Source organism: Natronocalculus amylovorans (assembly GCF_023638035.1).
Lineage (GTDB): Archaea > Halobacteriota > Halobacteria > Halobacteriales > Haloferacaceae > Natronocalculus > Natronocalculus amylovorans.
Genome location: NZ_JAKRVX010000004.1, coordinates 110,164 through 136,702, shown reverse-complemented (window position 1 = coordinate 136,702; position 26,539 = coordinate 110,164). Strand labels below are relative to the sequence as shown.

Genomic DNA, 26,539 nt, shown 5'->3' with positions numbered 1-26,539 from the left:
CCTTGGGGGAATATCTGCGCGTATGGAACGCTTTGTCGATCGGGAAGTCGAACTATCTCGACTACGAGAATGCTACAGTTCTGACAACCCAGAGCTGATTGTCATTTTTGGACGTCGTCGTCTCGGAAAGACCCAGCTCGTTCAACACTCACTCGAGGGAAGAGATGGTGCCATCATATATCAGGCGACACAGACAACACCACAGGTGCAACTTGACGAATTTGTTGATATCGCCTCCAATGCATTCCATGAAATTGAACACGTCAAACAAAGTTGGGAGTCTCTACTTGGGTACCTCATCGAACAGGGAGGAATTGTCGTACTCGATGAGTTCCCGTATCTCATCGACGCAGACAAGAGTATCCCTTCGGTGATCCAGCGGTTGTGGGACCAGCACCTCCAGAACACGAGTGGAACACTCGTTCTCGTTGGGTCATCAATCAGTATGATGGAGGAGGCAACGCTATTAGGAAACAGTCCACTCTATGGACGGTTTACCGAAAAAATCGATCTCCGCCAACTCGGTTTCAGAGCAGCCCAAGAGTTTTTCCCGGAAAGCTACACGCCCGAAGACCGGATATTTTCGTGGGGCGTCTTTGGTGGTATCCCATACTATCTCGATGGTATCGATCTTGATCACGACCTCAAAACTGTGATCTCTGAATCGCTTCTCTCACAGCGAGGCTATCTTCATAACGAACCCGAGTATGTCCTCCGAACCGAATTAACGGAGCCAAATCGGTACTTTGCGATTCTCAAGGCGATCGCTGCAGGGAATACCACATCAAATGAGATTGCACAGATGGTCGGGATTGATGGAAAGCAGATTTCGACCTACACCCAGAAATTAGAACGGCTTCGACTAATCGAACGTGAGGTCCCACTCACGGAAGAGAAAGCTCGATCTCGCCGTGGCCGCTATCGAATTCTTGATCCACTGTTCCGGTTTTGGTTTCGATTTGTATACGGAAATGAAGATCGATACGAACGGTTGGAAAACGAGGCATACGAGGCAGTTATTGAACCTGAGCTTGCTGACTTCGTGAGCCCTCAATTTGAAGTGCTCTGTCAGGACGCACTTCCAAGACTATACCCAAATAAAATATTCTTAGATATTGGTCGGTGGTGGTACAAAAGCCACGAGGTTGATGTTGTCGGTTTCACTACAGATGGGACAATGGTTGTGGGTGAGTGTAAGTTTACAAACGCCCCCCTTGACTACGGTGCGCTTGCATCACTCGAAGAGCACACCGAGAAAGTTAGATGGACTCCTGATATTAACGGAGACGTCAATGTAGAGTATGCGCTGTTTACTCGAAGCGGGGCAACCCGATCTGTTCAAGAAGCAGTGGCTGAACGGGACGACTTGCGATTATTTGGACTGGAAGATATTCTCAGCAAGTGACATCCTTCCTCGCCGTAAACGGCGTTACAGAAAGTCAAGGAGAAAGCCCACGACTTCAGTCGTGGGTTCCTGACGGGAGAATTCACACTGGTTGTGTCAATTGGGGAGAAACACGTCTGCGTTCAGTTCAAGTCTGCTGAGTGGACGATCGTACCTCGCTTCGATATCAGAGTAGTCGAGATTGGCGATTGCATCAAGTCGATCGTCAGTCGCTGCAGAAAAGATGCGTCACGATCCGTATGTCAGAGCTCTGTGGTGACAACTGGTGTCCCGGGTCAGAGTGTGTGGGAAGTTCCTCTCTATGACCGACGATCGATCGCTGCTCGCTTCAATACCAGAGTAGTCGAGAAGAGCGATCGGCATCAAGAGCCCCAAAACTCAGAGTTCGATCGTTCCTCGGCAAGGATGAGTTCGGCCTCTTGATTGATAATCTCAAGCCGAACGAGCAGATTGTGCTGTTCTTCGAAACGACGACAGAAACCGAACCAGCCGAGTTGGACTAATGCACATTTTGATCTTATCCACTTTCGTTGTTAAGTCTGAACGTCACACGAACTGGATCTGGGAGCGGCGGTCGCGGAGCCGTCTCATGCCGTATAATCTTCTCAGGCTTCCGCGTTTTTTGGTGTACTGCTCGGGCCATGGGGACTGCCTTGAGGTAATTAAAGTCTTCAAGAATATCAGTACCATGCGTGGTGAACCCGTAGAATTTCCACGGTAAACCACGCTTTTGTTTGTTTAGCGTATGGTTATAAATCGCCAAAATATCCGCGGCAACAAGAACATCCAGTTGTTCTTCGACTGTCTTTTTTGCTTTACTCGGAACGAAGTGGTTGATCTCCGCCGCCGACGCAAGGACTTCTGGATGGCCGAGGAGTGCCTGAATAATGCTATGACGTGTTTCCTGGGAGAGCAGTTGCATCAGCTCTCGCTGCCGTTCTAACGGGTTTTTCTCACTCTCAGTGGCCACCTGTGCGGATATATCGGCCATAGTATCTAAACGTACAGTAGCAGCCAGTATAAATATATGGGGTTGACGTATTAACGTTAGACCAGTATGGTTATATTACTATATTTCCTTACTGGTTGATATGGGGAAGATACCAGAAAACACGGACGAACTCACGGACTTTATTTTAGATGATGTTCTCTACGGTCTAGAACTCGACCCAGTGGACAGTGAACGCTTGCTATCGTACATGCGAGAACGCCACGAACACTTGTTTGGCCCCCATTCGACATACTTCGTGTTGGGTAGTTACGAACCACCGTTCAAATACCGGCTTGATGAAGCACTCGATGTGTTGAATTACCGGCACGATGCCTATGCGTATCTCCTCGCCACACAACCCGATCTGCACGTATCAGATGATATCCCGGCTCTCAAAGTGAAATTCTTTCTACACGCCCTATACGCAGATGCCATCCCACTCATCTTAGAACACAATACTGGTGGTGCAGTCGCAGAGTTTGGGCGCATTGAACGGCCAACACTGCTTTGCCGTACATATCTTTTCCCTCGATCGCTAGAAGAACACTACGAGGACAAATCCGTACTCACAACTGAAGACGCGATCTTTGCTCGGGCGATCGAACTCGCATATCACGCAGATAATCTTGATGAGAGACTTACTACGCTTGCTGAACACGCTGGCACCCATGAGCTAGACATATCGAAATCGGACCTTGACTCACACTTGGACGCCGAGTTGAACAGACGCAGACCGTCGTATAGCGGTGTCATAACTGATTCTCTTCTCCATCTTGAATCGCTAAATCAGTGCTTTTCGTGGGCTACGACGGCAGAACTTGAAGAACAACTGTCCAACGTTCCGTGAGCATGATACCTCACGTTCGACTATTGGTGCTTGTCACAGAAATCGCCACATTCTCGTACGGGAACATGACCACTCATCTCAGTGGGGGTGAATTTTCGGTAGCTGAACTCGCAAAAACTGAATGGTGACTACCATGATGAGCGGGCCGAGAAATATACCATACCACCCAAAAATGGCAGGTCCCAAGAGATACGCGAACATGACCAACGCCGTGATGTTGAAGACGTCTGGCAACTGGACGGACGACATAATATAGGAAGACTCCAAACACAATCCACCCAATGTAGGTTTGTAACGCCACAACGAGGACGAGAAGCAGAGCGATCGCAAAAAGCCACCAGCCGATCGTCTTGGGCAGCCCTTCATTGTTCGATGAAACGCTCCACCTCATGAGATTCAAATAATCGGTCCGAGCCAACATAAGTAGAATTAGTCAAACACCATACAATCGATCGTACCTCGCTTCAGTATCAGAGTAGTCGAGATTGGCGATCATCATACCAGAAAATTTCGGAGATCTGAATTTCTCCACAATCACGCGCAACGAATCCACTAACCAACAGACTGTGGTCACAACATGCTCTTGTTGGTTAGCTCAATCATTCTGTTCTGGATCACAAACCGATTGTGATCAGTGACGCAATCATCGTAATCGCTCGTGAATTGACATCCTTCCTCGCAGCGATCGCTAATCTAGAACACCGAAGGAACGTGGTATTTCGGATTTGACATCCTCTGCGCCAACCATTCTGGATATTTGACATCCTCTGCACGGCTCAAGTCGTGGGCTTTCTCTTCGACTTCGTGTAAGTGCAACAATAGTCATACCGTGGCTAAGATCAGACAAAACACATAACTATGAACAAATTCATACTATGAACTATGAGTAAAACAGAAAATAATAATGAATCAGAAATTGTTAGCGTCTCCAAGCATGGACAGGCAACGATTCCGAAACGATTCCGCGAAAAGCTCGGAATTGACGCACCTGGACGAGTTCGATTTCGGAATAAAGAAGACGAAGTTGTCGTTGAACGAGTCCCTGAACCCAAAGACATGCAAGGACTCCTCGCAAACCGCGAGGCCAGCACGGATAAACCCGCATCCAAACTCTTGCACGAACATCGAGACAAGGACCGAAACGAACGCAGCCAGCACTTCGATACAGACGAATGATAGGTCCAGATACCGTGGAAAGTGTTGTATTCGACACTGAACCGTTAGTTGCGCACGCAGATGGTGAAACAGGCGCAGATATCGTTACTGACTGGCTCGATGCCGTGTACGAAGGCGAAATTAACGGCCACATTTCGACAGTCAATCTCACGGAAGTCAAATACACCCTCGCTCGGAAGTACAGCCGTCAGGATGCGGACGAATATATTTCATGGCTCTCAGAGATGGGTATACAGACCATACCAGCAGGCCAACACTGGGACGATGCTGCAGAATGGATACTCAACTACAATCCTGCACTTGGTGATAGTTACGCACTTGCAACCGCAGAAAACACTCACAAGACAGAGACCGCTCTTCTCGTCGGCGCTGACGACGACTACGACGATATCGAAGCGGACAGCCCAAAACACTTCGTTCTCAAACGGTTCCGGACAGAACCTGCCTGAACGGAATTAGGCACATTACTAACCAACAAACAGCGGTCACAACATACTGTTGTTGGTTAGCTCAATTATTCTACTTTAGCCCACAAATCGATCGGCCAGTATTGGAGCACATGCGCTCGCGGTTCGCAGGGAGTCGAATGGTCGACGCTGCTGCGATCGTTGAGGAAAGAAAACTGCACCTTCGAGTTGAACTGGCTCCTGAATACTATTCAGTAGGCGTATCTGCTCGCTTTGAGATCCGCTGGTACCAAAACGAAGACTTCAATTTCCACTACCAGGAGGTGCATCAGGATGGTGTGTGGAAATGTCGGTGGGATCGGCATCCGAACACACACAACTCACGAGGGCACTTTCATCCGTCACCAACCGCCAGTCGGATCGATGCAGAAGACGCCCAGTGGCCGAACGATCATCGAGATGTCTGTCAAATCGTTGTTGAATACGTTAGAAAGCGTATCGAGGCACTGTGGGACTAACCATAGCGTGGATACGATTTTGATATTTTCACCGAGATTGACAGACTCCGTGACTGAATTGAAGATACTGCTGACAGTGAGACATTTCAAAAATTGGTCGCTAAGAAGTATTACCGTTGGAATAGTTGACGACACGAGTGGATTTTATATTGGGGATGACGGTCCCCAGAATCCCCTCCGACGAGCACGATCGAATACTCGAATCCGGCTAATCGTTTTCGAGAAGTTGCGTTTTTGCTTTGTCAGTTTGGAGTGCGGGAAGCACCACTGTAACCACATTTCCGCGATCGTACTCGAAGTCTATCTCACCGTCCAGCTTCCGAACACACCAGTGAAGTACTTCGGGGACAAGCCTCGAGGCTTCACCGTTTTGTCCATGCTGTCCAGAAACGGACGGATGGACGCAGGCGAATTTAATTCCCCTCGACCTCCCCGAAATGGGTCGGTTGGAATTAACACCCGAACACCCGTTGTGTCCGTGAGGGCCGGCCGCTCCACCACGACCCGACAACACCCGTCTCACCACGCCAAGAGCGCGGGTTTTGAGAGGTATCGCATTCCTCGCAACTGCGCGCAGTTGCTTCGGATTAAGGTCTTTAATCCACGTCGCAACTGTACTCGTTAATATGGTGGAACTAGCAACAAAGCTTACGCGATTCACCCTCGGGGTCAAGCCCCGAGGCACTCTCGCTGTATCTCTGTAGAGGACTGACTAATAGCGTCCCTCCGACTCAGCGTTCAGTAATTCTGATCTCACCATCAACCTCGTATATCCACCCACGGCTCAACAACTGTTCGAGCGCATGAGTTGCTTCATATTCCGTGAGATCATCACCTGCTGCTTGGATGACGAGCACTGCTTCTTCACGAGGGAGTGAATACTCCCTCTCACTCGATCGCTTTTCAACTGCATCATACGCATTCTCAATCCACGCTGGAAACGATCGTTTTGATTCCCACATCTGTCTCACCCTTCGAAACGGTATTTTGAGAACTCAGTTGACCCGCACTGAGAACAGCTAGTCAGTTGATCGACGACTGACGAACCACAGTGCCGGCACTCTACGTACTGGGTACTCTCCGATCGTGACGGTAGCTTGTTGATCAGCAGTGAAATGTATGAAAGCATGAAGTCCACCATAGGTTCAGTAGTCGTACACGCGTATGTTCCTCCTCTGTAGTCAAAAGGATATGCCAACCGGAGTGAAAGTACTCTTAAGTGGCTCTGTCGAAATCCTCTGCTCTCTTTTTTCGAGGAGAGAATCCCGTCGTTTACACAAAATCAAGGAGAAAGCCCATGACTTGAGTCGTGGGAGGATGTCAAGCCGATCGATCCTTGATTCAATATCAGATATCAGATTAGTCGAGATCGGCGATCGCTGTTGTATTGGGCGAATTCGAGGTGCTAGATCTCGATCGGTCGGATTTCGTAGCGAGTGTCGGATCGTAATCGATGACTGCAGCTTCTTTTGGAAGTGCGCGGACTTCGATACCTCTCCATTCACCATCAATACCAACAAGTGCTTCTGAATACCCTGCACGCTCATTTCCTGGAAGCGCGTCTTGGACAAACCGCATTTGAGCGTAATTGAGGCCGAACTCTGCAGCCCATGTTTCGTCCATCCCATCGAGGTGATGGAACTGCTTAATTGCACATTGGTCAAGGATTGCTTCGGACTCTGGATGTTGGAAAAACTCATCCACGGTTTGGGTTACGAGTCGAATAGAGAGATCGTGATGTCTGTGATGTCTAAATACGGTTTCGAGGAACGAAAGGCTCGCAGCATCCTGCATGATGTATCGAGCTTCGTCAATGACGAACACAACTTCCATCTCTGACTCTTTGCTTCGCTCATACACGAGTGATATCAACAGCTGCATTAACAGGCTTGTACTCCCACCGACATTCCCTTCCTGTTGGGCAAGGTCAAGGTAGATGAGTTTCTCATCTCGAATCTCAAACTCAGTCGATCGGCCAAGTGGTGCGTATCGGCCATCTGGTGCGAACGGTCGAAGTTGATCGATTAACCACGTTGCGTCTCCACGGAGTTTCTTGGCTTCAGCAGTGGTTTTGATGATGTATGATTCTGGATCGGTGACGATCGAATCGAGAACTTCAATCACATCACGGAGTGTTGGACTTTGATTTGAATGCGTCGCGATATCGTCGGTAATCCCAACATTGCGGTAGGCGGTATCAATCGCAAGCTCGAGTGTTGTTCGGCGATCGTCAAGGGAAATCCCACGGAGAGAAAAGTAGTTTGTAAGAAAGCTGATCACGCTGTCTTTCTTCTCGTTGAACGGGCTTGCATCATCACCCATCACACGCTGTACGTGCTCCGGTGTGGGCTTGATCTCCAGCGGATTCAGGCCCATGTTTCCACCCACGGTGATTCGGCGTGCACCGAGTGCTTCTGCAACACCTGCCCAGTTGTTCAGTGGCTCCAAAATGATCCCAATTCGATCCTCAGACTGCGCAATCGATCGGAGGAACTGCTGTTTTGCCCCAAATGATTTTCCCGACCCTGGATCGCCTACGGTGAACATTGCATAGCCGTTCTCTCGTGCGAATGGATCGATCACAACTGGACTGTTGTTTTGTCTGTGTGTCCCAAATTCCACACCGTTTTCTTCGAGAATTGTTGGTCGGTGGAGTGATGCAAAGAGTGCACCAACTGCACCACCAAGTGCAACTGCTTCACGGCCAAATGTGTTTGTTCCAAGTGGCGATGTAGCTTGGAGTGCGAGATCTTGTTTGCAAATTGCAGTCTTTGGTGAGATATTTGCAGGATAATCTCGGAGACGGCTCCGTACCGTTGCTACTGCATCTTGAAGTTCAACCTCAGTCTCTGCACGGATCGTGAGGAACATTGCCTGCGAAAACACACGCTGTCCTGCTTCGACCGCTTTGTATGTCGCTGCGGCATCACCTGCACGGTCTTGGAGGTACGATCGCCGAACGCTCTGCTCAATTTCTGCATCGGCAACGAGATTGTCTGCGACTTTTTGGAGTTCATCTCGTGCTTGTTGTTGATTTTTTGGAACCAACCGGATCGTACAATCAAACTTCACGTCCGTCAGTGTGAATAACTCGTTTAAATATCCATCTGCCGGGTAATCAGGGTAATCTGCAATATACAGTGTTGAGGTCCACGTATCCCCAACACGGGCTGTGCGGGTTTTCCACTCGATCGCATCCGGTGCAATCAGATCTACATGCCGATCGGCAATCTCGTCAAATGCATCTCTTTCAGTTGGGGCGTTTTCTAAGATATCCGGATCAAAAATAGTAGACAGGTCCAGCTCTTCTTCTCCTCGATCGCGGATTCGTCTCCGTATGTATCCGATGGAGATCCCACCAATGAATCCACAAACGACCGCAATCGCGACTGTCTCTTCGATCGAGAGTTGTAACAGTTGGAATACTGCGATCGGCGTAAGTGACGTACTACTCATCGACATCCTCCCGACGACGGTGGTTGATCGCTGGCTGCGATCGGATCACGTTGGGTTGATCGCCATACTGGTGCTCTTCTCCGTTCCAAAAGTCCATCGAGAGAACGAATAATTCGACCGTGCTCAGACGCTGTGAAGACCAGCCATGGGCTTTCCCAACGAGTTCTGTTTGTACGGTCCGACAGCGTGATTCCAATTCTTCAAAGAGTTGTGCACGCAACTGTGCCTCTGTAAGTTGTTCTCGTCTCGTCACAAATGGAATAAACAGCAACCCAATCAGTGGGAACGTTGTCAATCGTTCAAGTGGCGAGGGCTCTGCACGTGTATGTTGATACACCTCGATCGGTGCCACTTCAACACCGAGATAGTATTGTATTGACTGTGTGTCTTTCAGCTCTTTTGGGCGCTCTTGTCGATACTCTTCGAGAAGTCGGCGAAATACCGGTGACTCAGAAACATCACGATCGCCGAGACGTTTGTCAATCTGCGTTGTGAGTTTCTCCACTGGAAACGATCGCGTCGTTGTATACACGGTAAGTGGAAAGTCGAGGTCGTTATTGGCGAATGACTCACCAAGTGACTGAATATTTGCCCAGTCATCGGACATTGCAAAATCCATATTCCCGGGATCAACCTCAAGCATCGTTACCATCGAACCATCAGTCCGTTCGATCGTTCGTGCACCAGGCCATGCTCGTTTGATTTGTGTGAGGTCTTGTGTCCGTTCATCTGGTCGAAATGGTGTGTATTGGACCACCCCACCGCTTGTGTTCATCGTTGCTTTTGCATCGAGATCCGATCGGACCGATCGTGGAACGTTGTATGTCATTCTCGGCCTGAGAAAGTAGTAGCGTGCACTATCGGAGAGCCACGTTGTCGTTGGCAAGTGTGGAGGCGACGCATAGACAACTGCCACACCAACTGCAATCCCGATCATGATTAGCGGCAGTGTGAGTGCGTCTATTCCAATGAGGCTCGCACCAACGAGCCCCGCGATCGGGAAGCCAAAGAGAACGTATACATCTCCTTCCTCGATATTGAGGATTGGAATTCGGCTTGTATCACCGATCGTATCCATAATTCGTCGCGTTGCTGGGTTTTGATCTGCTGTCATATTCGATTAGTTATTTCGGGGGTCATTCTCGGTTCGACGATACATCGGTGCGTTCTGCTGGCTATTCGAATCTGGAGCTGTATTCCGCGATCGTGTCTTGCTAAGGATGGTTTGGCTTACCGCTGCAGTTGGCCCCCATCGAGCAGCAGTCGCTCCTGCAACCGGTCCAGCAAGATATCCCGCACCGACAACTGCGCCCGCAGTCACCGCTGTTCGGGTTGTCCCACGTGCTACTCTTGTCACGATCGGTGTTGCATACGCGAAGAGTTTCCAAATGATGATCACAGCGATCAACGGTAGTGAAACCGCAATTAGCGACTTCAAGAACGCACTCTCTGGGATGAGAACAGTTCCATCCCCACCGAAGAGCAAGTCATACCCTCGAAACAGGATCGCGATCGGTAACGGCATGATCGCAAGTGGAATGAATTTCAAGCACAGCCGTTTCGCGATCTGTGATACGATCGGAACGTTCCCGTACGCAACCGCAATCCCGATCGGCATCCCATAGACGAAGACGTACAACAACATCTCCCGGAGAAACAGCAATGCATACAGCACCCACATCGAAATCCCGCCGATCGATGTGAGCAATAAAGCTAATGCTGGATTTGAAAATCCAAGGTCAAGTAATCCTGAAACAGTGTTAAATAATGTTCCAATATCTGGAAGTAAAGCGATCGTGAAGCCGCTGACAAAATAAAGCACTAACACACTGAGCCAGTACCAAGTGACAATTAGCACTGCACCAACCCAGCCACTCATCCGTGCTTGTCGAGCTTCGTATGCACTTCCAATATTAAAAATACGGATCGTGTTTCGTGCTTGAACACAAATGAGCAAAATAAGCAAAGAAATGAACATTACCTCCCCGCCAACCAGTGAGTCATAGATCTGTATCCATGGCTCATTCGTTGGCACACCAAAGACAAACGCACCATCTGTGTTCGGTGTCGGTGTTCCGAAAAATATCTCCGTCAGATCCTCGTATCCCTGTGCTAATCCTTGTTGGAACCATTCAATAACTGAGTCGATAGACTGCTCAAACCACCGTCTACCAAAATCAGTAAGTGAGATGCTCACGGATTCTGCTCCTCAATCGCGATTTCACATTCTGGCAGTGACTCTCCAGTATACTGCACAGCATACTGTTTTGAAACAATGAGATCTGGGTGGGACGTGATTATACGACAAAAAAAGATACCTTCGGTTGTATCAGGGGTGCATTCGACAACATTACTAGTCAACAAAAAGGGTCTTGTGTTGCTGTAGAGGACTGTTTCCCTACCATGTGGTGCATCCACAAAATCTGCGTCACCAAAGCCTCTGTCAGTATCGTAAATGCCACTATCTTCGTAACTGTCCCGAGTCGGAAATGGAACATCACCTTCGAACTGAAGTTTTGTGATTCCCGTGGGGCCAGATCCACTATTTTTCACAGTCACGATCGCATTTGTTATCGTATCGACGCTAGTCGCATTTTCATACATCTCATCTGGGTGATCCCGTCCAAGCTTGAGGTCAACAATTTCAAGCTCAGGCTCAATTTTATGCTCAGTCGATCCGATCGGTTCGTCGTCTACGAGTGCGACAAATTCGTACATTCCGGGAACATAGCTTGTGCCAAGCTGGACTGTCTTTCTCGTAACTCCAGCCTCAATTCGTTGTTGTGTAAATAGACTGCCTGTCGGATCGATTACGTTCACTACCTCGATCGGGTCTGCATCTCGATCGAGCTCAATAACAATGTCAAGGCCTTCAATTCGTATATCTGCAAATGGCCCTCGATCGGGCTCAGTTGGTGCGTCTTCATCATCACCAAGACAGCCAGCCACTCCAATGGCCCCGACTGTCGCGATGGATGTGAGTACCGATCGCCGTGATGATGTATCTGTTCGATTGGAAAATGATGTATTATGTGTCATAAGCTGTCGTCATAACGGAGGAACGTACTAATTCGGAGACCTGCATAAATCGCAACGAGAAATGGAAGTGACCACCAGACGGTAGTTGTTACTGCAGTGACCCACCCATCAAGCGTTGTGAGTGGATGCCAAGAGACCGAAACTGTATCTCCAGTATACGCTGGATCACGGTTGAGCCACGATTCTGGATGATATGTTGCAGCCTGAACACCTGGCTCAGTCAATGTGATTTCTGCAACACCAGAGATGTCTGTCTCCAGACGTTCCCCAGCGATCGTCACATACCCCGTTCGCGATCCACCACTAATCGGTGCAAACTGTGGATTTTCGAACGGGTTTTCCAGCATAATCGGCAGACCCGTCTCTGCATCACGAAGGGTGAGTCGGACTGTTGCCTCACTCTCAGTCTGATCAATAATTTCAGCTTCGAGCTCTGCATTTCGAACGGTTCGAATCTCTGTTTGCTCGTCAGTTACGTCGATCGTTGTTCCACGAACAATCCCGTGAACAACCATCTCGTCAACCTCGATGTGGTCGTATCTTGTGGCAACCCCGTACGATCGCTGATACGGACTGTCCACAATATCGATCGCGACGTGTTCGTGAACTGTCGGTGCAGGTGACTCATACTGGGTTCCCCACACCTCTTCGATCGTTGGACCGTCACGAACTGGTTCCACGCGAGGGCCACTCTCTGATGGATACGCGTGAACATACACCGGAACCGCGGTGTCCTCCAATGTCGTTGTGTGCGTGCCCGATCGCTCAGTGAGCGTCTCCCACCCAGTATCCTTGCCAGTGTAATATCTCCACACACCGCGAACTTCTGCATCCGAACTAGAAGAGAGCGTATAGCTATCCCACGGCTGTGCAGTGAAGATTCCAACAGCAGTCTCACCGTCTGGATACTCCGCAATATAACGCTGCACCCGAGGGTCGTACACAACGACATCCTGTTCAGATTCAACAGTGAGCCGATCGGTATAGATCTCAGTTTCAGGAGTGACGGTCTCATTTCCTATTATTTCAGTCTGAGCTGTGGCCTCGATATCTGCCTCTACTCGAAGCGACGATCGACCCGCGTATTCAAACGCATACGGAATTTCGGATGTATGTGATCCAGAAACACTCGTCTGTTCTGTGTCGTCTGTATATACCCGTATCTCGGTGATGTCTGTCTCCAAAACGCTCCACTCAACTGTGGCGTTCTCATCGAGATCTGATGGCTCAGGAGGCGATCGGACGCGATAATCTACGAACGATCGTACGGTCCCTTCTGGAGCGATATACAGCGGCACTACGGTGTCATCAAGATGCACCCGTGTCGATGGTTGAACCGAGAATATCGAGACGTGTGCATCCGCAATCAATTCACTATCCGTCCGTGACGCACCTTCGGGATAGATCGATGTTCGATCGCCACCTGCCTGCAGCTGCTCGAAGTCTATTGCAGTCCATCTTTCAGCGGTATCTGGCGGTCTCTTGAACGTAATGTCGGTACACGTTGCAAGCGTCTGCATTGCAGTCGGGGTTACATCGTACCGAGATTCATATTCCTCGTCAGTCAGGCACTGGTTGGGCTCTTTTGACCACAATGTCGCGACTTCATCATCGCTCAGCGGTTCTGGATCCGATATCGGCTCACCACGAACACTATCGATCGGTATCGACGCGATCGTCAGCCCGAATACCAGACACGCACATACCACGATCGATCGGTATGCTGAGTCTGCACCCATTTTGTCACCCTTTACCACGGAGTGAGGTCGATACACTCTGCGAGTGGGAGTCCCATCGTCGATCCTGCTACCGTATACAACGGCCCAAGAACAACGAGAATCACCGCTGATTTGAGTGCTGTCTGTTTGTGGCGCTTGAGTGCTTCTCGCTGTTGTGGCCCTACGGTAAACATCTCGATAAACGAGTCAGCCTGCCAGACGACAACAAGTCCGAGCAATCCAAGCCCTGTCGTGAGTTGGAAAAATCCTGAAACCATCTCTGGCAATCCCTGTGCATCACAAATAGCATCCGTCTGTGCAGCAACAGGATCAACTGCAATAATCCCGAGAATAATCGCTGCCAAGACGATCGGACGCCCTCCTACTGAAACAATACGTCGATACCGATGAACGGTAGAATCTGTGTTTTCGTTAGTTGAATTCATTCTAACTATTTTCCCAATGAACATGTCCACCAGATCTGTATGCGACTCTACCGCTCAGCCTCGATCGTCACGAAAGCTGCAGCTCAATGTACAGCATTTGTTCAACAAACATCAGCACAACCAACTCCCAATTTTGCCCGGTGACAGTCAGGTCCAGTTTATCATCTTCATATTCTGAGGATCAAGTGGACTACGTCATTGTTAGTACTCAGATTCAACCCTGCCGGTTAGTAAATATATCGGTGTATATGCTGTTAAATTGCAGTAATATTGTAAAATAACATATCTAATTGAACGAATGTCTAGAATTCAGTCAGAAATGCTGTTTCTCATAAAATATATGGCTCTGTTGAAGTCCTTTGAAGATGATCTGTGTTTGTGCTCGTGCTGAATATGAAGATTCAGTCTAGCATGGGCAGGTAATATTATCAATAAGACTACAATATATTCATTGTATAAGATATGGCGTTTTTGCTCAATATGTTATCAAATCGTCCGGTCTGTCCCAATTGTGAGAGTAGACTGGTCCTAAAACTACGAAACGAGGATACGTTCGCACCAGAGGCAAATGACACCTCTGATATTTATCGATGTTACCGGTGTTTTAACTCTTTCAAACCAGTTACTAATGAATCGTAACAAGGTCAAGCGGTTCTGCGTCGTTGGAAAAATACAGATTTTAATTAGAAGGTTACAATCTGGTCTGTCTCTGTGCGAGATACGCAGTCTTTGACAGCCAGTTATGTAGACCGTTGGTGTTGTCTGGTCACGCTCACTGAGTCAGTCAGTGGTCACTGTGGTCGTCGTGATCGTGGTCATGGTCGTGATCGTCTCCGTTCTCGAAGAACTGTTCTCGGTAGAACATCGCATTGTCCATATCAAAATCGTCGAACGTGATGACATCCGCATCCCGATCGTAGTCAGCATCAAACCCGTCGTTGAGTTCGTCAATAAACGTCTCAGCGCCGTCACGATCGGTGAACGGCGTCGGGTTTTTCATCATAACATCGTCGACATGGCTTGACTCTTTGACGCGGACGTAATAACTCTCTGTCGCGTCGATGAGTTCTCCTGTCTCGTAGTCGGTGACCCAGACGTTCTCGATCTCTTCATCATCACCGCCGAAGTGTTCGGGGTCGGCTATGTAAGTAGACATACAGCCTGATGAGCAAAAGTACACTCTCGTTCCATCTGTCCCAACCAGTTGGGCATTCCACTCTGGATAGTCAGGTGTCACCATATTGCAGACCGCACACTCCTCACCATCAGGGAACTCTGCTGGTGAATCCAACTGTTCTACCTGCTGATCTTCATCTTCAGGCTCACTGTCGTCCAGGTCACTGTCTTCGGGTTCGTTCACCGTATCTTCATTGGTGTCGTTTCCACCGTCCGCGTCACCAGTACACCCAGCCAGCGCGATCGCTGTACCAGACATCGTAGTTCCAAGAAATGTTCGTCGGGTCGGCTTCCAGCGCTCTGAAGGCATATATACTAATTCGCCCCCTAAAAACATAACAGATCTGGTATGATAGTCGAACGCCCTATCTACTGATCGATCGGGTATGCGGCTGTGTACAACTGGCGTCATCGGAGCAGAGTGTGTAGGGAGCAGTCCGTGTTGACCGACAATAACCTTCTTTTCGTGGCTTAGTCGCCCTACCGATTCTCCATGTCGAAGTATTTGTATACATTGCAAACGTAGCGATAATTTCCGCACGAGTACGTGTTTGTTTTTGACCGAGGCGATATGTATGAGAGTTCCGGCTGCCTCGATATCACAGATTAGCAGATCCGCTTTGATCTGTTCATCAACATCGTCTTGTTTCGATTGTTTGTCGCTTGTGGGCAGTCACTCACTCACTCGAATCGAACAAGAGTGTTCGGTATCGCCAGAGTACCGCGAGGAGAACAAGGATGATCGCGATCAGGAATAGCCAGCGGAGATCGATGGCTCCGTCAGTTTCATCCTCTGCGTCTCTTGTTTCTTCTCCTCGATCGGTGTCAGTGTCTTCGGATTGTTCGTGAGCGTCGTCGACGACGGTGAGGTGTCCGACGTCGACACCGTTTACCGAGAGTTCATATTCGCCGACTGCTGGCTCGAACGAGAGCGTTGTCTCGATCGTCTCACCCGCAGGGATTGCCACCGTGTCGCTATCCACAACGACTCCGTCAGCATCCAGTTCAATCGTGCTATTGGCGTCGAACTCACCGCGGTTCTCGACGGTTACGAATGTTGTCGCTGTCTCGCCCGCCACGAGCTCCGACTCATCAAGCGTTGCATCGGTTACAACCGTAACCGGTGCACCAGTTCCGATCGCAAATGATGAGAAACCAGGCGAATTCGCTTCGAATCGGTAGTGCGATTCGTTTGCACCGATGTAATTGGTCGGCAGTGCGGTCCAGTTATCGGACTGACGGTGCAGACTAACCTCCTCGGTAGGAATATCGAGAGTGTCTATATAGCTTTGGTTGACACTGAAATCGAAGTGTACATCCACGATATCCTCAGGTTCGAGATTATGTCTGATGGTGATGTATCCGACTGAGAGGGTTCCTGTTTCGGTCTCAAACGTGGCTGCGACCGATGCGTGTCCGTTTTCGCTTGTCTCTTCCATATTCGCTCTTGCGTCACCAAATTCGAACGTTTCGACGGTCAGCCAGAAGTCACGAGTGCTTGCAAGCTCGACTGAGATCTCATTAACCACAATGTTTCCTTGTCCACCAAATGTTCCGTTGGTTCCTGTCGTCTCATCGTTGATTCTGATCGTATCGCCTGCTCGACCACCAGAGACTTCGACAGTCGATTCACCTGTCACTTGTATGTCGATCGATGATGGGGCTGGAGCACTACCACTGCCACCACCAGTACTTGGTGCCGTCCCCGGTGTGTCGTCTTCGGCATCAGTGGCTGTGATCACAAATTCGGAGAAGCCTGGGGTCTCCACAATGTAATGCAACTGCCCACCACGCTCCTCAATGAACTCTGCATCGAGTTCGACGTATTCGCCACTCGTTTCGTCGTATCGATGGATTGCAACATCATCTGGGTCGATGCTCTCAGATAGTGCGTCGGTGTCAACACGGTAGATGAGTGACGTGTCTGCGAAGGTATCGTCTGAGAGATGGTCGAGATGTTTTATCCCAACGTACTGGACGATCTCCGTGTCGGAGTCGGCATCGAATGCGTTATCGAACGCTGACTCGCCGTTTATGAGATTCATTTCGAAGTCGCCATCTCGCTGCATTGTAAATCCAAGCTCATCAATGGTCACATCCGATGCACGAGTACTCGGTGTCGAGACGTTGAGCATCCGATCGGTTCCTTCATCGAGGTTCCGACCGTCAATATTGACTGTTGGGTTGCTCACTTCTTGTACCACAATGTAGCTTCGCGTGTTGCTCAGCCAGACGTTGGTCTGGCCTTGGTTTGCATCGCTGTTGATCTGTAACTGTGCTTCGCGTGCGCCCGCAGCAAGCGCCGTGAAGTTGATCTGTAGGTCGCGCTCCTCGCCAGCCGCAACGGTAAATGGCCGGTCTGGATTTTCAATGCTGAAGTCCTCGCTGTTCGAACCAACAATCGACGTGCTGGTAATGTTCAGTGCAGCTCCCGAGTTGTCGTCGTTGCTGATCGTGAGATTCAGGAATCCAGACTGGCCAACTTCGGTTGTTCCGAAGTCGAGTGTTGTCTGATCAACATCGATATCGGCGGAGACTGCGGTCCCACGGAATGTAATCTCGGCCGTATCCATGGTCGTGTCATTATGTGCAACTTCGAGCACTGTGGTGTACTCACCAGGTGCGTCAGGAGCAAACTGCAGTTCGACCCGCTCGCGAGTATCTGGTGCAATGACGAGCCCATCGACGTCGGTTACGATTTCGAATGCCTCGCTGTCAGCCCCCGTGAGTGTGAAGTCTGTAATATTGAGTGGCTGTGAGCCGTAGTTTCTGAGTGTGGCAGTTGCCGTTGTGTCGGTTCCACTACCGATCGACCCAGCCGATCGACTGGTTGATGGAATGTTAAGCTGTGGTCCTTCACCAGTGCCACTGAGTGCAACCCGTGCAGAATCACCATCAGTGGTTTCGATACGGAGAGTTGTACTCTTGCTACCAACAGCCTGTGGGCCAAACGTGACGGTGATATTTTCAGAGTTGCCTGCCACAATTGTGGATGGCTCAGTGGTGATATTGAAGTGATCAGCGTCGCTTCCAAGGAGTGCAACTGCCTCAATTGTGGCGTTGTCAGTACCGTTATTTTCGATCGTCACATTCTGTTCGACAGGGGTCGCGAGATCAACACTGCCAAAGTCAACGCTCGAAGCCACTGCGCTAAGATTGCTCTGGATTCCAACGCCATTAACAGCAATCTCAAAGCGGTCTGGTCCGGTGTTGTTCTCGGTCATAATACGAAGCGTTGCGTTCTTTTCGTTGACCGCGGTTGGCTCGAAAGCAACTCGCAGTGACTGGCTTTCATCAGGGCGAATACGTGGGTTGTCATTGCCGACGATCGTGAACGCACTCTCGTTGGTACCGGTAACCGTCGTGTCAGTGATGTTCAGCGCTGTCGTCCCATCGTTCGAGATTCGGATCGAGTCGGTGGTCGTCGAGTTTGTTCCAATCTCCCCGAAGTCGATCGTGTTGGTCGAGAGTGTCGCGTTTGCACCCTCAGCAATGAGGGTTGTCGTGTTCGTATCGGTGTTGCCGCTCGTGTCGGTGACGGTAAGCGTGACATCGTACTCACCCGGCTCGGTGTAATTTCCGGTCGTCTCGTTGAGCGTTGGTCCGTTGACCACAGTCCCATTGCCGAAGTCCCACTCGTAGTCGGCAATACCGATGTTGTCAGTCGACTCGGTCCCAGTAAGTTCGAACGACTCACCAACAGCCACCGTTTCAGGGGCGGTGAGCCGAGCGGTCGGGCGTTGACGATCTTGGACGTGGACTGTGAAGGTATCGGTGCTTGTTTCATTCGCCACGGTCACATTGAGGATAGCAGTGAGTGTCACAGGCTGGGTGAAATTTGTCGTGTGCGTAAGACCGGTCGCATTTTCGATTTCCGTACCGTCGTCTTCAAACGTCCAATTGTACTGTGGATTGCTGCCGGTAGGGACGATCGAATCGCTCGCACGGAAGGTGACGTTGGTCCCGAGAGTTACCGTGTAGGAGCTGGCCGAGCCACGGGCCTGTGGAAGGGCTGGCTCGAAATCGACACCTTCGAGCACGGCTGAATTATTCTCCCCTGATTCGAGCTCCGTGAACGTGAAGTTCAGGTTCTCCTGCGGTGTTGCGGTCTGAATTGTGAACAAGGTGGTTGCGTTTTCGTCGGTTTTCTGTTCTTGCTCAGGGTGAACCATCGTCCCGATTCCGTCATCGGTTACAGTGACATTTGCGTTGGGAATGAGGTTGTCAAACTGATCGCTGAGCGTGACAGAGACGTTCAACGCGTTCTGGTCGGTGAAGTCGTTCGAGACGGTGTGGACGAGACCGTTGGTCTCGATTCCGAAGTTTATCGGTGCAGCTGGTTCGATCGTGACCGTTGTACTTTCGGTGACCGTGTCATCTTCGGCGACGTCGAATGTTGGTGTGTAGGTACCACTCGTCGTTTCATTGAAGCTGAACGCTGCGACACCGCTTTCGTTCGTTATTGCTGTTTCGGCGAGATTGCTTATATTGCTATCATCGGAAACGCTGATTGTCTCCCCGGGAATCTGGTTGCTAAACTCGTCGGTCAGCGTCAGGGTAATCTCTCCTTCGATTCCGGCTGTTTCGGTGACGTTGGTGGCCGCAAGCCTGTCGGGAGCAGCCGGTGTGATTTCGAAGGCGTCGGAGATACTGTTCACTGCGTTGTTCTCGGTAAGTGCGAATGACAATTCGTAGGTGTCTGCAGTGGTATTCGACAGCTGATCGAATACAGCGATACCAGTACTGTTGGTCGCTGCTTCGGTCGCCCCATCGAGCGTCGCCGATCCGTTGATCGTTGCGGTAACCTTTTTGTTTGCAATCGGGTTGTTGAACGTGTCAGTGACATTTACTGTTGGCGGGCCAACAATCAGCTCGCCAGCAGTTGAGTCGGCTGGCTGTGTGTCGATGTCTACCGAGTTGGCATCGGCAGGTTCGACGGTGAACACATCGCTGGCTGCATCGTCGGCTTCCACCACGCCATCTTCGGCGTCGGTAATCGAGAACTCGAGTTCGTAGTTGGCCGCGGTCTCGATAACGAGGTCGTCGAAGGTGGCGATTCCGTCGACTGTTTCGATGGTCGTCGTTCCGTTATCAAACGTATATCCACCCATTTCAGAGACGGTAACGCTGATTCCGTCGACAAGATTGTCGAACTCGTCGGTAACGTTCACTGTTGGTGGGCCCGCAAGCGACTCGCCAGCAGTGGAGTCGGCTGGCTGGGTAACGATTGCGACTGAGTCAGCATCTGCAGGCTCGACGGTGAAATCGTCGGTGGTCACGTGTTCGAGACCCTCGCCATCGATTGAGAAGTTGAGTTGGTAGTCACCGGCAGTCTCAATCACGAGGTCGTCGAAGGTGGCGACTCCTTCACCATCCGTGTCGGCCTTGCCACCACTCACGACCGGACCGGGGCCGTCCGCGGTGGCCGAAATGGTGAGTCCAGAAATGGAATTGTCAAACGCATCGGTGACGTTGACGGCTGGCAAGCCGGTGATTGACTCGCCAGCGGTCTGGTTGGCATTCGGCTGTGTCTCTATTTCGAATGAGTCGGGGTCTGCGGGTTCGACAGTGAACTCCTCGCTGACCGCGGTGTCGGATTCGTTGACGCCGTCTTCGGCATCATTAATGCTAAATTCGAGCTCATAGTCGGCGGCAGTCTCGATGACGAGGTCGTCGAATGTGGATATGCCCGATTCGTTTGTCTCGACCTCGAGGTCGCCGCTCACGAGTGCGTCTGGATCGTTGACTGCCGTAACCGAGACGTTGGTTCCCGGTGTGGGATTACCGAACTCGTCAGTGACGAGGACAGCAGGCGGACCTACGAGTGGTTCGCCAGCAGTCGAGGTGGCTGGCTGCGTCTCGACGTCGACCTCGACGGAGGGACCAGGCGTGACGGTCAGGATTGCACTATCTTCCTTGCTTCCGTAGCTCCCCGTGATCGTGACGTTGCCGACGCCGGTTCCGGTGACCGTGCCGTTTTCGTCGACGGTCGCATTTGCGGGATTGGACGAGGTGAGATTCGACAGCCTGGTTGCCTCACTTTCGCCCGACTCCGAGAGCGACACGGTCACCGTGAACGAGGTTTCTTCGCCCTGTTCGATCTCGGTGTCTGCGAGCGAGACGCTAATGTCCTCGACCGCTTCGAGTCCCGGTGCGGGCTCTTGAGCAATTGCTTGGAGGAACGGGTAGGAGACGTTTTCATTGGAGACGACGTCCCACGTATTCTGGAAGTCGAATCCGTCGAGGCGGCTATCTGCGCCCTTCATTTCGATAGTGGTGAGGCCCAGACCACCAGCGGAGTCGTCTTGGCCGGTTGCTTCCGTATCCCAATAAGAGTCAGGTACGTCCCCATCGATGTCGAGACCGACGAGCCCGCCGACATTGGTTTCTCCGTCGACCGTACCCGTCGCGTACGACTCGCTCACGGTACCACTGTTTCCGCCGACCAGTCCACCGACACCAACCCTTCCTCCTACATCACCGGTGGCGTACGACTCACTCACCATGCCAGCGTTATTGTCGCCGACCAGCCCACCGACATTATTGTTTCCGTCGACATCACCGGTGGCGTACGACTCGCTCACGGTGCCACCGTCGTTTATGCCGACCAGCCCGCCGACAGAGTCCCCACCGACGACGTCTGCTTCAGCACTCGAATTGGTGACAGTCCCCTCGAGCAACCCGACAAGCGCACCCGTTCGGTCTTGGTCAAACCCCGTTTGACTCTCATCGCCCGTCACGCTCGCGCTGACCAGCGTGACATTGTTGATCTCTCCGTCCCCACCGACATATCCGAACAGCCCGACGGGTATCTCCTGACTGTTCGACTGGTCGATCACCAGATCCGAAATCGTGTGGTCGTTCCCGTCAAACGCGCCATTGAATTTGTTGGTGGTGTCACCAATCGGCTCGAAGCCATCGCCGCCGTTAGCGTCAGCCCCGGCGATTTGCTCGTAGCCCGGTGAGTCCTCGTCGAGATCGCCCGTGAGGACGAACTCCGAGTCGAGACTTACACGGATGTAATTAAGCTGGTACCAGTCACCGATCTCGTAAGGGTTGTCCACGGTACCCTCGCCGGTATCGTATAGACTCGTGCTGGGTGCCGGTTCCTGCGTATTGTTTTGTAAGACAGGGTAGAACACAGTTAGCCCGCCTTCTTGACTGTCAGCCTCCCCAGCTACCCATGTCTCACCGAAGTCGAAGCCATCCATGTTGTCTGCAGCACGGTCACCAGTCATCTGCAAGGTTGTGAGACCAATCCCCCCGGCAGATTCTGTCTGTTGGGTAGTTTCGACGTCCCAGTATGAGTTCGTGACTGTACCGCCGTCGCTGGTACCGACGAGTCCGCCAACATTGCTATTGCCGTCTACAGGGCCGACCGAGTAGGATTCCTTAATCTCGCCGCCATTTTTCCCAACGAGACCCCCCACATTTTCGTTGCCATCGATAGAGCCACTCGCGTACGAGTTGTGTATCGTCCCACCATCATTCCACCCAACGAGCCCGCCCGTTTCGTCGTCTCCATTGATAACGCCAGTTGCGACTGATGACTGTATGGTTGCGTTATTATCATTGTAGCCGACCAGTCCACCGCCTCGGGCACTGGTGATTACCACGTCTGTCGACGAGTTGTGTATCCCGGCGCGGTTGCTCCCGACGAGCCCCCCGACGGAATCACTCCCACTGACGCTCCCGCTGACGAATGAGTCGTGTACGGTACCGTCGGCGTTGTCACCGACTAACCCACCAACGATACTGCTTCCTTCGACACTAACTGACTCGAGCGTAACGTATTCGACATGAGAACCTGAATCGAGCTTTGCGAACAGACCGACTCGGTTCATATCCGGTTGATTGATTTCGAGATTCGATATCGTGAATCCGCTGCCGTTGAACGTCCCGTTGAATGCATTGTCGTCATCACCGATCGGTTCGAAGCCAGCAGTTGGGTCAGCCACATAGGTTTCGTATCCGGGTGCCGTTTCATTGAGGTCACCAGACAATGTGTAGTTCGCGTCGAGCACCTCGCGGATGTTGTGGAGGTGCTCCCAGTTCTCGATCTGATACGGATTCTCTGCGGTGCCGTTTCCGTCAGCGAAGAGTGATTCTGCACCCGGTGCAGGCACCTGCTGGTTCTGTTGTAAGTACGGCAACGACACGAGGAATCCTTCTTCGGGGTTGGTTCCAGCGGCCCACGTGTCAGCGAAGTCGAAGCCGTTCATGTTATCCTCGGCAGTCGGCCCTCGCATCTGGGCGCTCGTCAATCCCTCACCACCATCGGATACGTTCTGATTGACTGTGTCCGTACTCCAGTAGCTGGCGGAGACGGTACCACCGTTTTCAACGACGATTGTACCTACAGGACCGTCGTCTCCTGGACTGCCATTGGGGTCTTGTGTACCACCATCTCCTCCCGAACCACCGGACCCAGCGTCAATATTTGTGGCGAAAATATAGACATTTTGAACCGTTCCATCGGAAATGTCCGAGACGATACCCGCAGCAGCGCCGCCATCACCACCAGCACCAGGGTTTGGACTAGACTGGAACCCGTCGTATCCGGGACCACCCCTCCCACCTGAACCGGCCGTAATTACAGTGTCGTCGACGTACGAATCGGTAATAACCGCATCTTCCCCATCTATGTATTCGATTAGACCCGCCGCCGTTCCGCCGTCACCGCCATCACCACCGGGAAGTGCACCGTCACCGCCATCACCACCGTGACCCCCGTTTCTTCCTGATCCTGCTGTTACGGTGGACCCGGTGAGGTACGTATTATTTACAGCTCCATCGATACTACCAAGGACAACACCAGCCGCGTCACCACCGTCACCACCGTCACCACCGGCACTTCCTAGACCTCCGTCGTCATCACCCGAACATCCATCGAATTGTCCGAACGTACTACAACCGTTCCCACCAGCACCCCCGGAACCGGCGGTCACGATCGTGTTTGTGACGCGCGAATTGCGTACAGCACCGTCATTGTTGACGAGCACTAATCCAGCCGCATCGCCACCGTTCTCACCGTCTGTCGCATCTGAACCGTCAGTGGCAGCACTCCCACGGCTCCCGTCTGCAGCGGTTATCTCTCCATCAATAATCCCGACCGAAGAAATCACGCCCCCATCTACGTACAGAAACAACCCCGCATCTTTCCCATTACTCGCTTCTGAACGATCGATTCGAAGATCCCTAATTTCGTGATCGTGACCCTCAAACGTTCCGGTAAATGGATCGTTCCCGTTACCAATCGGCTCAAAGCCCACGCTCCGATCAGCGACGTACTCGCTGTATCCCTCCGTCTGGTCGTCTAAATCACCAACAAGTTCGAAGTGGCCATCAAGCTCTTGGCGTACGTTGTGAAGGTGCTCCCACGTGTCGATTTCTAGTGGTTCGTCTTTGGAACCGAGGCCGCCAGCAAACCGCAGATCATCGTATCCAGGTGCAGGCTCTTGGACTGTCGACTGCAGATATGGATACGAAATGATGTGACCAGTTCTGACGGTCCACGTCGCATCAAAATCGAAATCGTCGCTCATGTTCGCCACAGCTGCCTCGCCTTTCATCTCAGTAGTCGAAAGCCCTGTTGCGTCGACTGTGCCGTCGTTTACTCCCGCACCGTCTCCAGACTCGACTACATCGACATTCCAGAACGAAGTCGACACTTCGCCATCGTTCACCCCAACCAATCCGCCAAACTCGGTATCAGCTTCGATGTCGCCAGCCGCGTACGATTCGGAAACTGCACTGGACGACCCAGTGGAGCCGACGAGTCCACCGACAGCAGACTCTGCTGTGACCGTGCCCACGGAGTACGATTCGACAACGGTTCCCGTGGTGTGGCCAACGAGTCCACCGACAGTCACCGATCCGGTTACGTTTCCACTCACCCACGATTGGTCGATTTCGCCTGCACTTTCCCCGGCTACTCCACCCACGTACTCATTGCCGGTTACGTTGACTGCATCGAGACCAACGTGCGTCAAGCGGCCCGTGCTACCGACAGAACCGAACAATCCGACGTAATCTCCGTTTTGATCGATGTACAATCCGTCGATCACGTAGCCGCTGCCGTCGAACTCCCCGGTGAACGGATCAGCCCCACTTCCGATCGGTTCGAATCCCTCACTAGGGTCAGTGACGTATTCTTCGTACCCATCTGTTTCTTCATCAAGGTCGCCAATGAGTTCGAAGTGAGCGTCAAGCGATTCACTCACTCTGTGTAAGTGCTCCCACGTTTCTATCTGAATCGGATCATCTGCAGTTCCGATCCCACCAGCAAATCGGGTATTCTCACGTCCGGGTGCGGGATCTTGCGGTGTCGACTGGAGATACGGATGGGAAATAATATCTCCAGTTTCGACGGCCCACGTCGCATCGAAATCAAAGCCGTCCATGTTTGTCACAGCGGCATCGCCTTTGAGTTCATCACTGGATAGGCCACTGACGTTATTCGTCGACAACGTTGCCGAAGGCCCAACCCTGCCAGCTGTGTTGGTTACCCCGGACCTCTCTCTGTCCCAATAGACGCTCTCGATGTTGACCGTGCCACTTACGACATCGCCAACGAGTCCTCCAAGACGGTCATCACCACTGAGTGTCCCCAAAGCATAACTCTCGTTGATAGAGAGTGTTCCGCTGCGAACATCCCCGACCAATCCACCGACACTCCATATTCCAACACTCCCATCCACAATCGTATAGGAGGCGTTGATTTCACCATCGGTTCCTTGACCGATTAGACCTCCGACTCCGACACGCGAACTGCTAACCTCGCCAGTTACGTACGATTTCGATATGCTACCCCCGTCCATCGAACCAACGATGCCACCGACGTGATTATCATCTCCATAAATTTCTACATCTTGGAGTGCCAACCGGTGAATGTCACCCTCGCTTGTGCTGAACAAACCGACGTTCGACCCTCCATCAATTACGAGATCAGAAATCGTCTGCCCGTTTCCATCAAACGAGCCAGTAAAGGTAGGGCCGATCGGTCTGAAATCACCGTCACCAACAACGGCGTCGTAATCCTCGGTGTTTTTATCAAGATCAGCGATAAGAATGTAGTCACCATCAAGATCGTCTTCAATACTCTGTAGTTCGCTCCAGTTGCTAATCTCAACTGTCTCCTCGGTCGCTGCGATACCACCAACCACCGAACCAGCAAGTAGCAATACACCAATAAGGACGCACATCCGCAGCACCCGCCCTCCAACAGTTGAGATCGAAAACCGATCGCCTAGTATCGACTGTTCTCTCTCGGTTCGCCCGTTTGTGTCTCTCATGTCTCCGGTCATGTATTGTGTTCAATTTCTGCACATCACCGGTTGCCCGGACAACCACGCGTTATG

At 51.4% G+C, this 26,539-nt stretch carries 15 protein-coding genes; 5 read left to right on the top strand and 10 right to left on the bottom strand.

The annotated features are described in order from the left end of the window. The first annotated feature begins 22 nt into the window (after window positions 1-22). Entirely contained in the window at window positions 23-1,405 is a 1,383-nt protein-coding gene (locus AArcSt2_RS11275; protein WP_250584722.1) for an ATP-binding protein, read from the top strand. 517 nt (window positions 1,406-1,922) lie between these two features. Here AArcSt2_RS11275 and AArcSt2_RS11270 read toward each other — a convergent pair. Then, a complete protein-coding gene (locus AArcSt2_RS11270) occupies window positions 1,923-2,396 on the bottom strand; it encodes an ArsR family transcriptional regulator (RefSeq protein ID WP_250584720.1) in 474 nt (157 codons plus the stop codon). A 100-nt stretch (window positions 2,397-2,496) separates the two neighbouring features. Between AArcSt2_RS11270 and AArcSt2_RS11265 the strand changes: the two genes are divergently transcribed. The 4 genes from AArcSt2_RS11265 (at window position 2,497) to AArcSt2_RS11250 (ending at window position 5,344) form a co-directional block, all read left to right on the top strand. Beyond that, window positions 2,497-3,243 (top strand): DUF8170 family protein, encoded by a 747-nt coding sequence (locus tag AArcSt2_RS11265; RefSeq protein ID WP_250584718.1) that lies wholly within the window; start codon window positions 2,497-2,499, stop codon window positions 3,241-3,243. 882 nt (window positions 3,244-4,125) lie between these two features. Further along, a complete protein-coding gene (locus AArcSt2_RS11260) occupies window positions 4,126-4,419 on the top strand; it encodes an AbrB/MazE/SpoVT family DNA-binding domain-containing protein (protein ID WP_250584716.1) in 294 nt (97 codons plus the stop codon). Further along, window positions 4,416-4,868 (top strand): type II toxin-antitoxin system VapC family toxin, encoded by a 453-nt coding sequence (locus tag AArcSt2_RS11255; RefSeq protein ID WP_250584714.1) that lies wholly within the window; start codon window positions 4,416-4,418, stop codon window positions 4,866-4,868. The genes AArcSt2_RS11260 and AArcSt2_RS11255 overlap by 4 nt, the downstream gene beginning before the upstream one ends. A gap of 137 nt (window positions 4,869-5,005) precedes the next feature. Further along, the gene (locus AArcSt2_RS11250) at window positions 5,006-5,344 is read left to right on the top strand and encodes a toxin-antitoxin system TumE family protein (RefSeq protein WP_250584712.1); all 339 of its coding nucleotides are present in this window, start codon (window positions 5,006-5,008) and stop codon (window positions 5,342-5,344) included. Between the two features lie 731 nt (window positions 5,345-6,075). On the opposite strand, the gene AArcSt2_RS11245 is transcribed toward AArcSt2_RS11250, so the two are convergent. The 9 genes from AArcSt2_RS11245 to AArcSt2_RS11205 form a co-directional block, all read right to left on the bottom strand. Beyond that, a complete protein-coding gene (locus AArcSt2_RS11245; protein WP_250584710.1) occupies window positions 6,076-6,306 on the bottom strand; it encodes a hypothetical protein in 231 nt (76 codons plus the stop codon). Window positions 6,307-6,703: 397 nt separating this feature from the next. Continuing rightward, window positions 6,704-8,800 (bottom strand): VirB4 family type IV secretion system protein, encoded by a 2,097-nt coding sequence (locus AArcSt2_RS11240; RefSeq protein ID WP_250584708.1) that lies wholly within the window; start codon window positions 8,798-8,800, stop codon window positions 6,704-6,706. Beyond that, complete coding sequence (locus AArcSt2_RS11235; RefSeq protein ID WP_250584706.1) at window positions 8,793-9,914, bottom strand: TraC-like domain-containing protein; 1,122 nt, start codon at window positions 9,912-9,914, stop codon at window positions 8,793-8,795. Before AArcSt2_RS11235 ends, AArcSt2_RS11240 begins: the two co-directional genes overlap by 8 nt. Before the next feature lie 6 nt (window positions 9,915-9,920). Next, window positions 9,921-10,997 (bottom strand): TrbL/VirB6 family protein, encoded by a 1,077-nt coding sequence (locus tag AArcSt2_RS11230; RefSeq protein WP_250584704.1) that lies wholly within the window; start codon window positions 10,995-10,997, stop codon window positions 9,921-9,923. Further along, on the bottom strand, window positions 10,994-11,839 hold the full coding sequence (locus tag AArcSt2_RS11225; protein WP_250584702.1) for a hypothetical protein: 846 nt from the start codon (window positions 11,837-11,839) through the stop codon (window positions 10,994-10,996). The genes AArcSt2_RS11230 and AArcSt2_RS11225 overlap by 4 nt, the downstream gene beginning before the upstream one ends. Next, a complete protein-coding gene (locus AArcSt2_RS11220) occupies window positions 11,836-13,578 on the bottom strand; it encodes a DUF8186 domain-containing protein (protein ID WP_250584700.1) in 1,743 nt (580 codons plus the stop codon). The genes AArcSt2_RS11225 and AArcSt2_RS11220 overlap by 4 nt, the downstream gene beginning before the upstream one ends. An 11-nt stretch (window positions 13,579-13,589) precedes the next feature. After that, window positions 13,590-14,003: a DUF7985 family protein gene (locus AArcSt2_RS11215; RefSeq protein WP_250584698.1), complete on the bottom strand. Its 414-nt coding sequence runs from the start codon at window positions 14,001-14,003 to the stop codon at window positions 13,590-13,592. Window positions 14,004-14,787: 784 nt separating this feature from the next. Beyond that, window positions 14,788-15,489, bottom strand: a complete 702-nt coding sequence (locus AArcSt2_RS11210) for a nitrous oxide reductase accessory protein NosL (RefSeq protein ID WP_250584696.1) — start codon at window positions 15,487-15,489, stop codon at window positions 14,788-14,790. 367 nt (window positions 15,490-15,856) lie between these two features. Continuing rightward, complete coding sequence (locus tag AArcSt2_RS11205) at window positions 15,857-26,473, bottom strand: choice-of-anchor D domain-containing protein (protein ID WP_250584694.1); 10,617 nt, start codon at window positions 26,471-26,473, stop codon at window positions 15,857-15,859. Window positions 26,474-26,539: the final 66 nt, after the last annotated feature.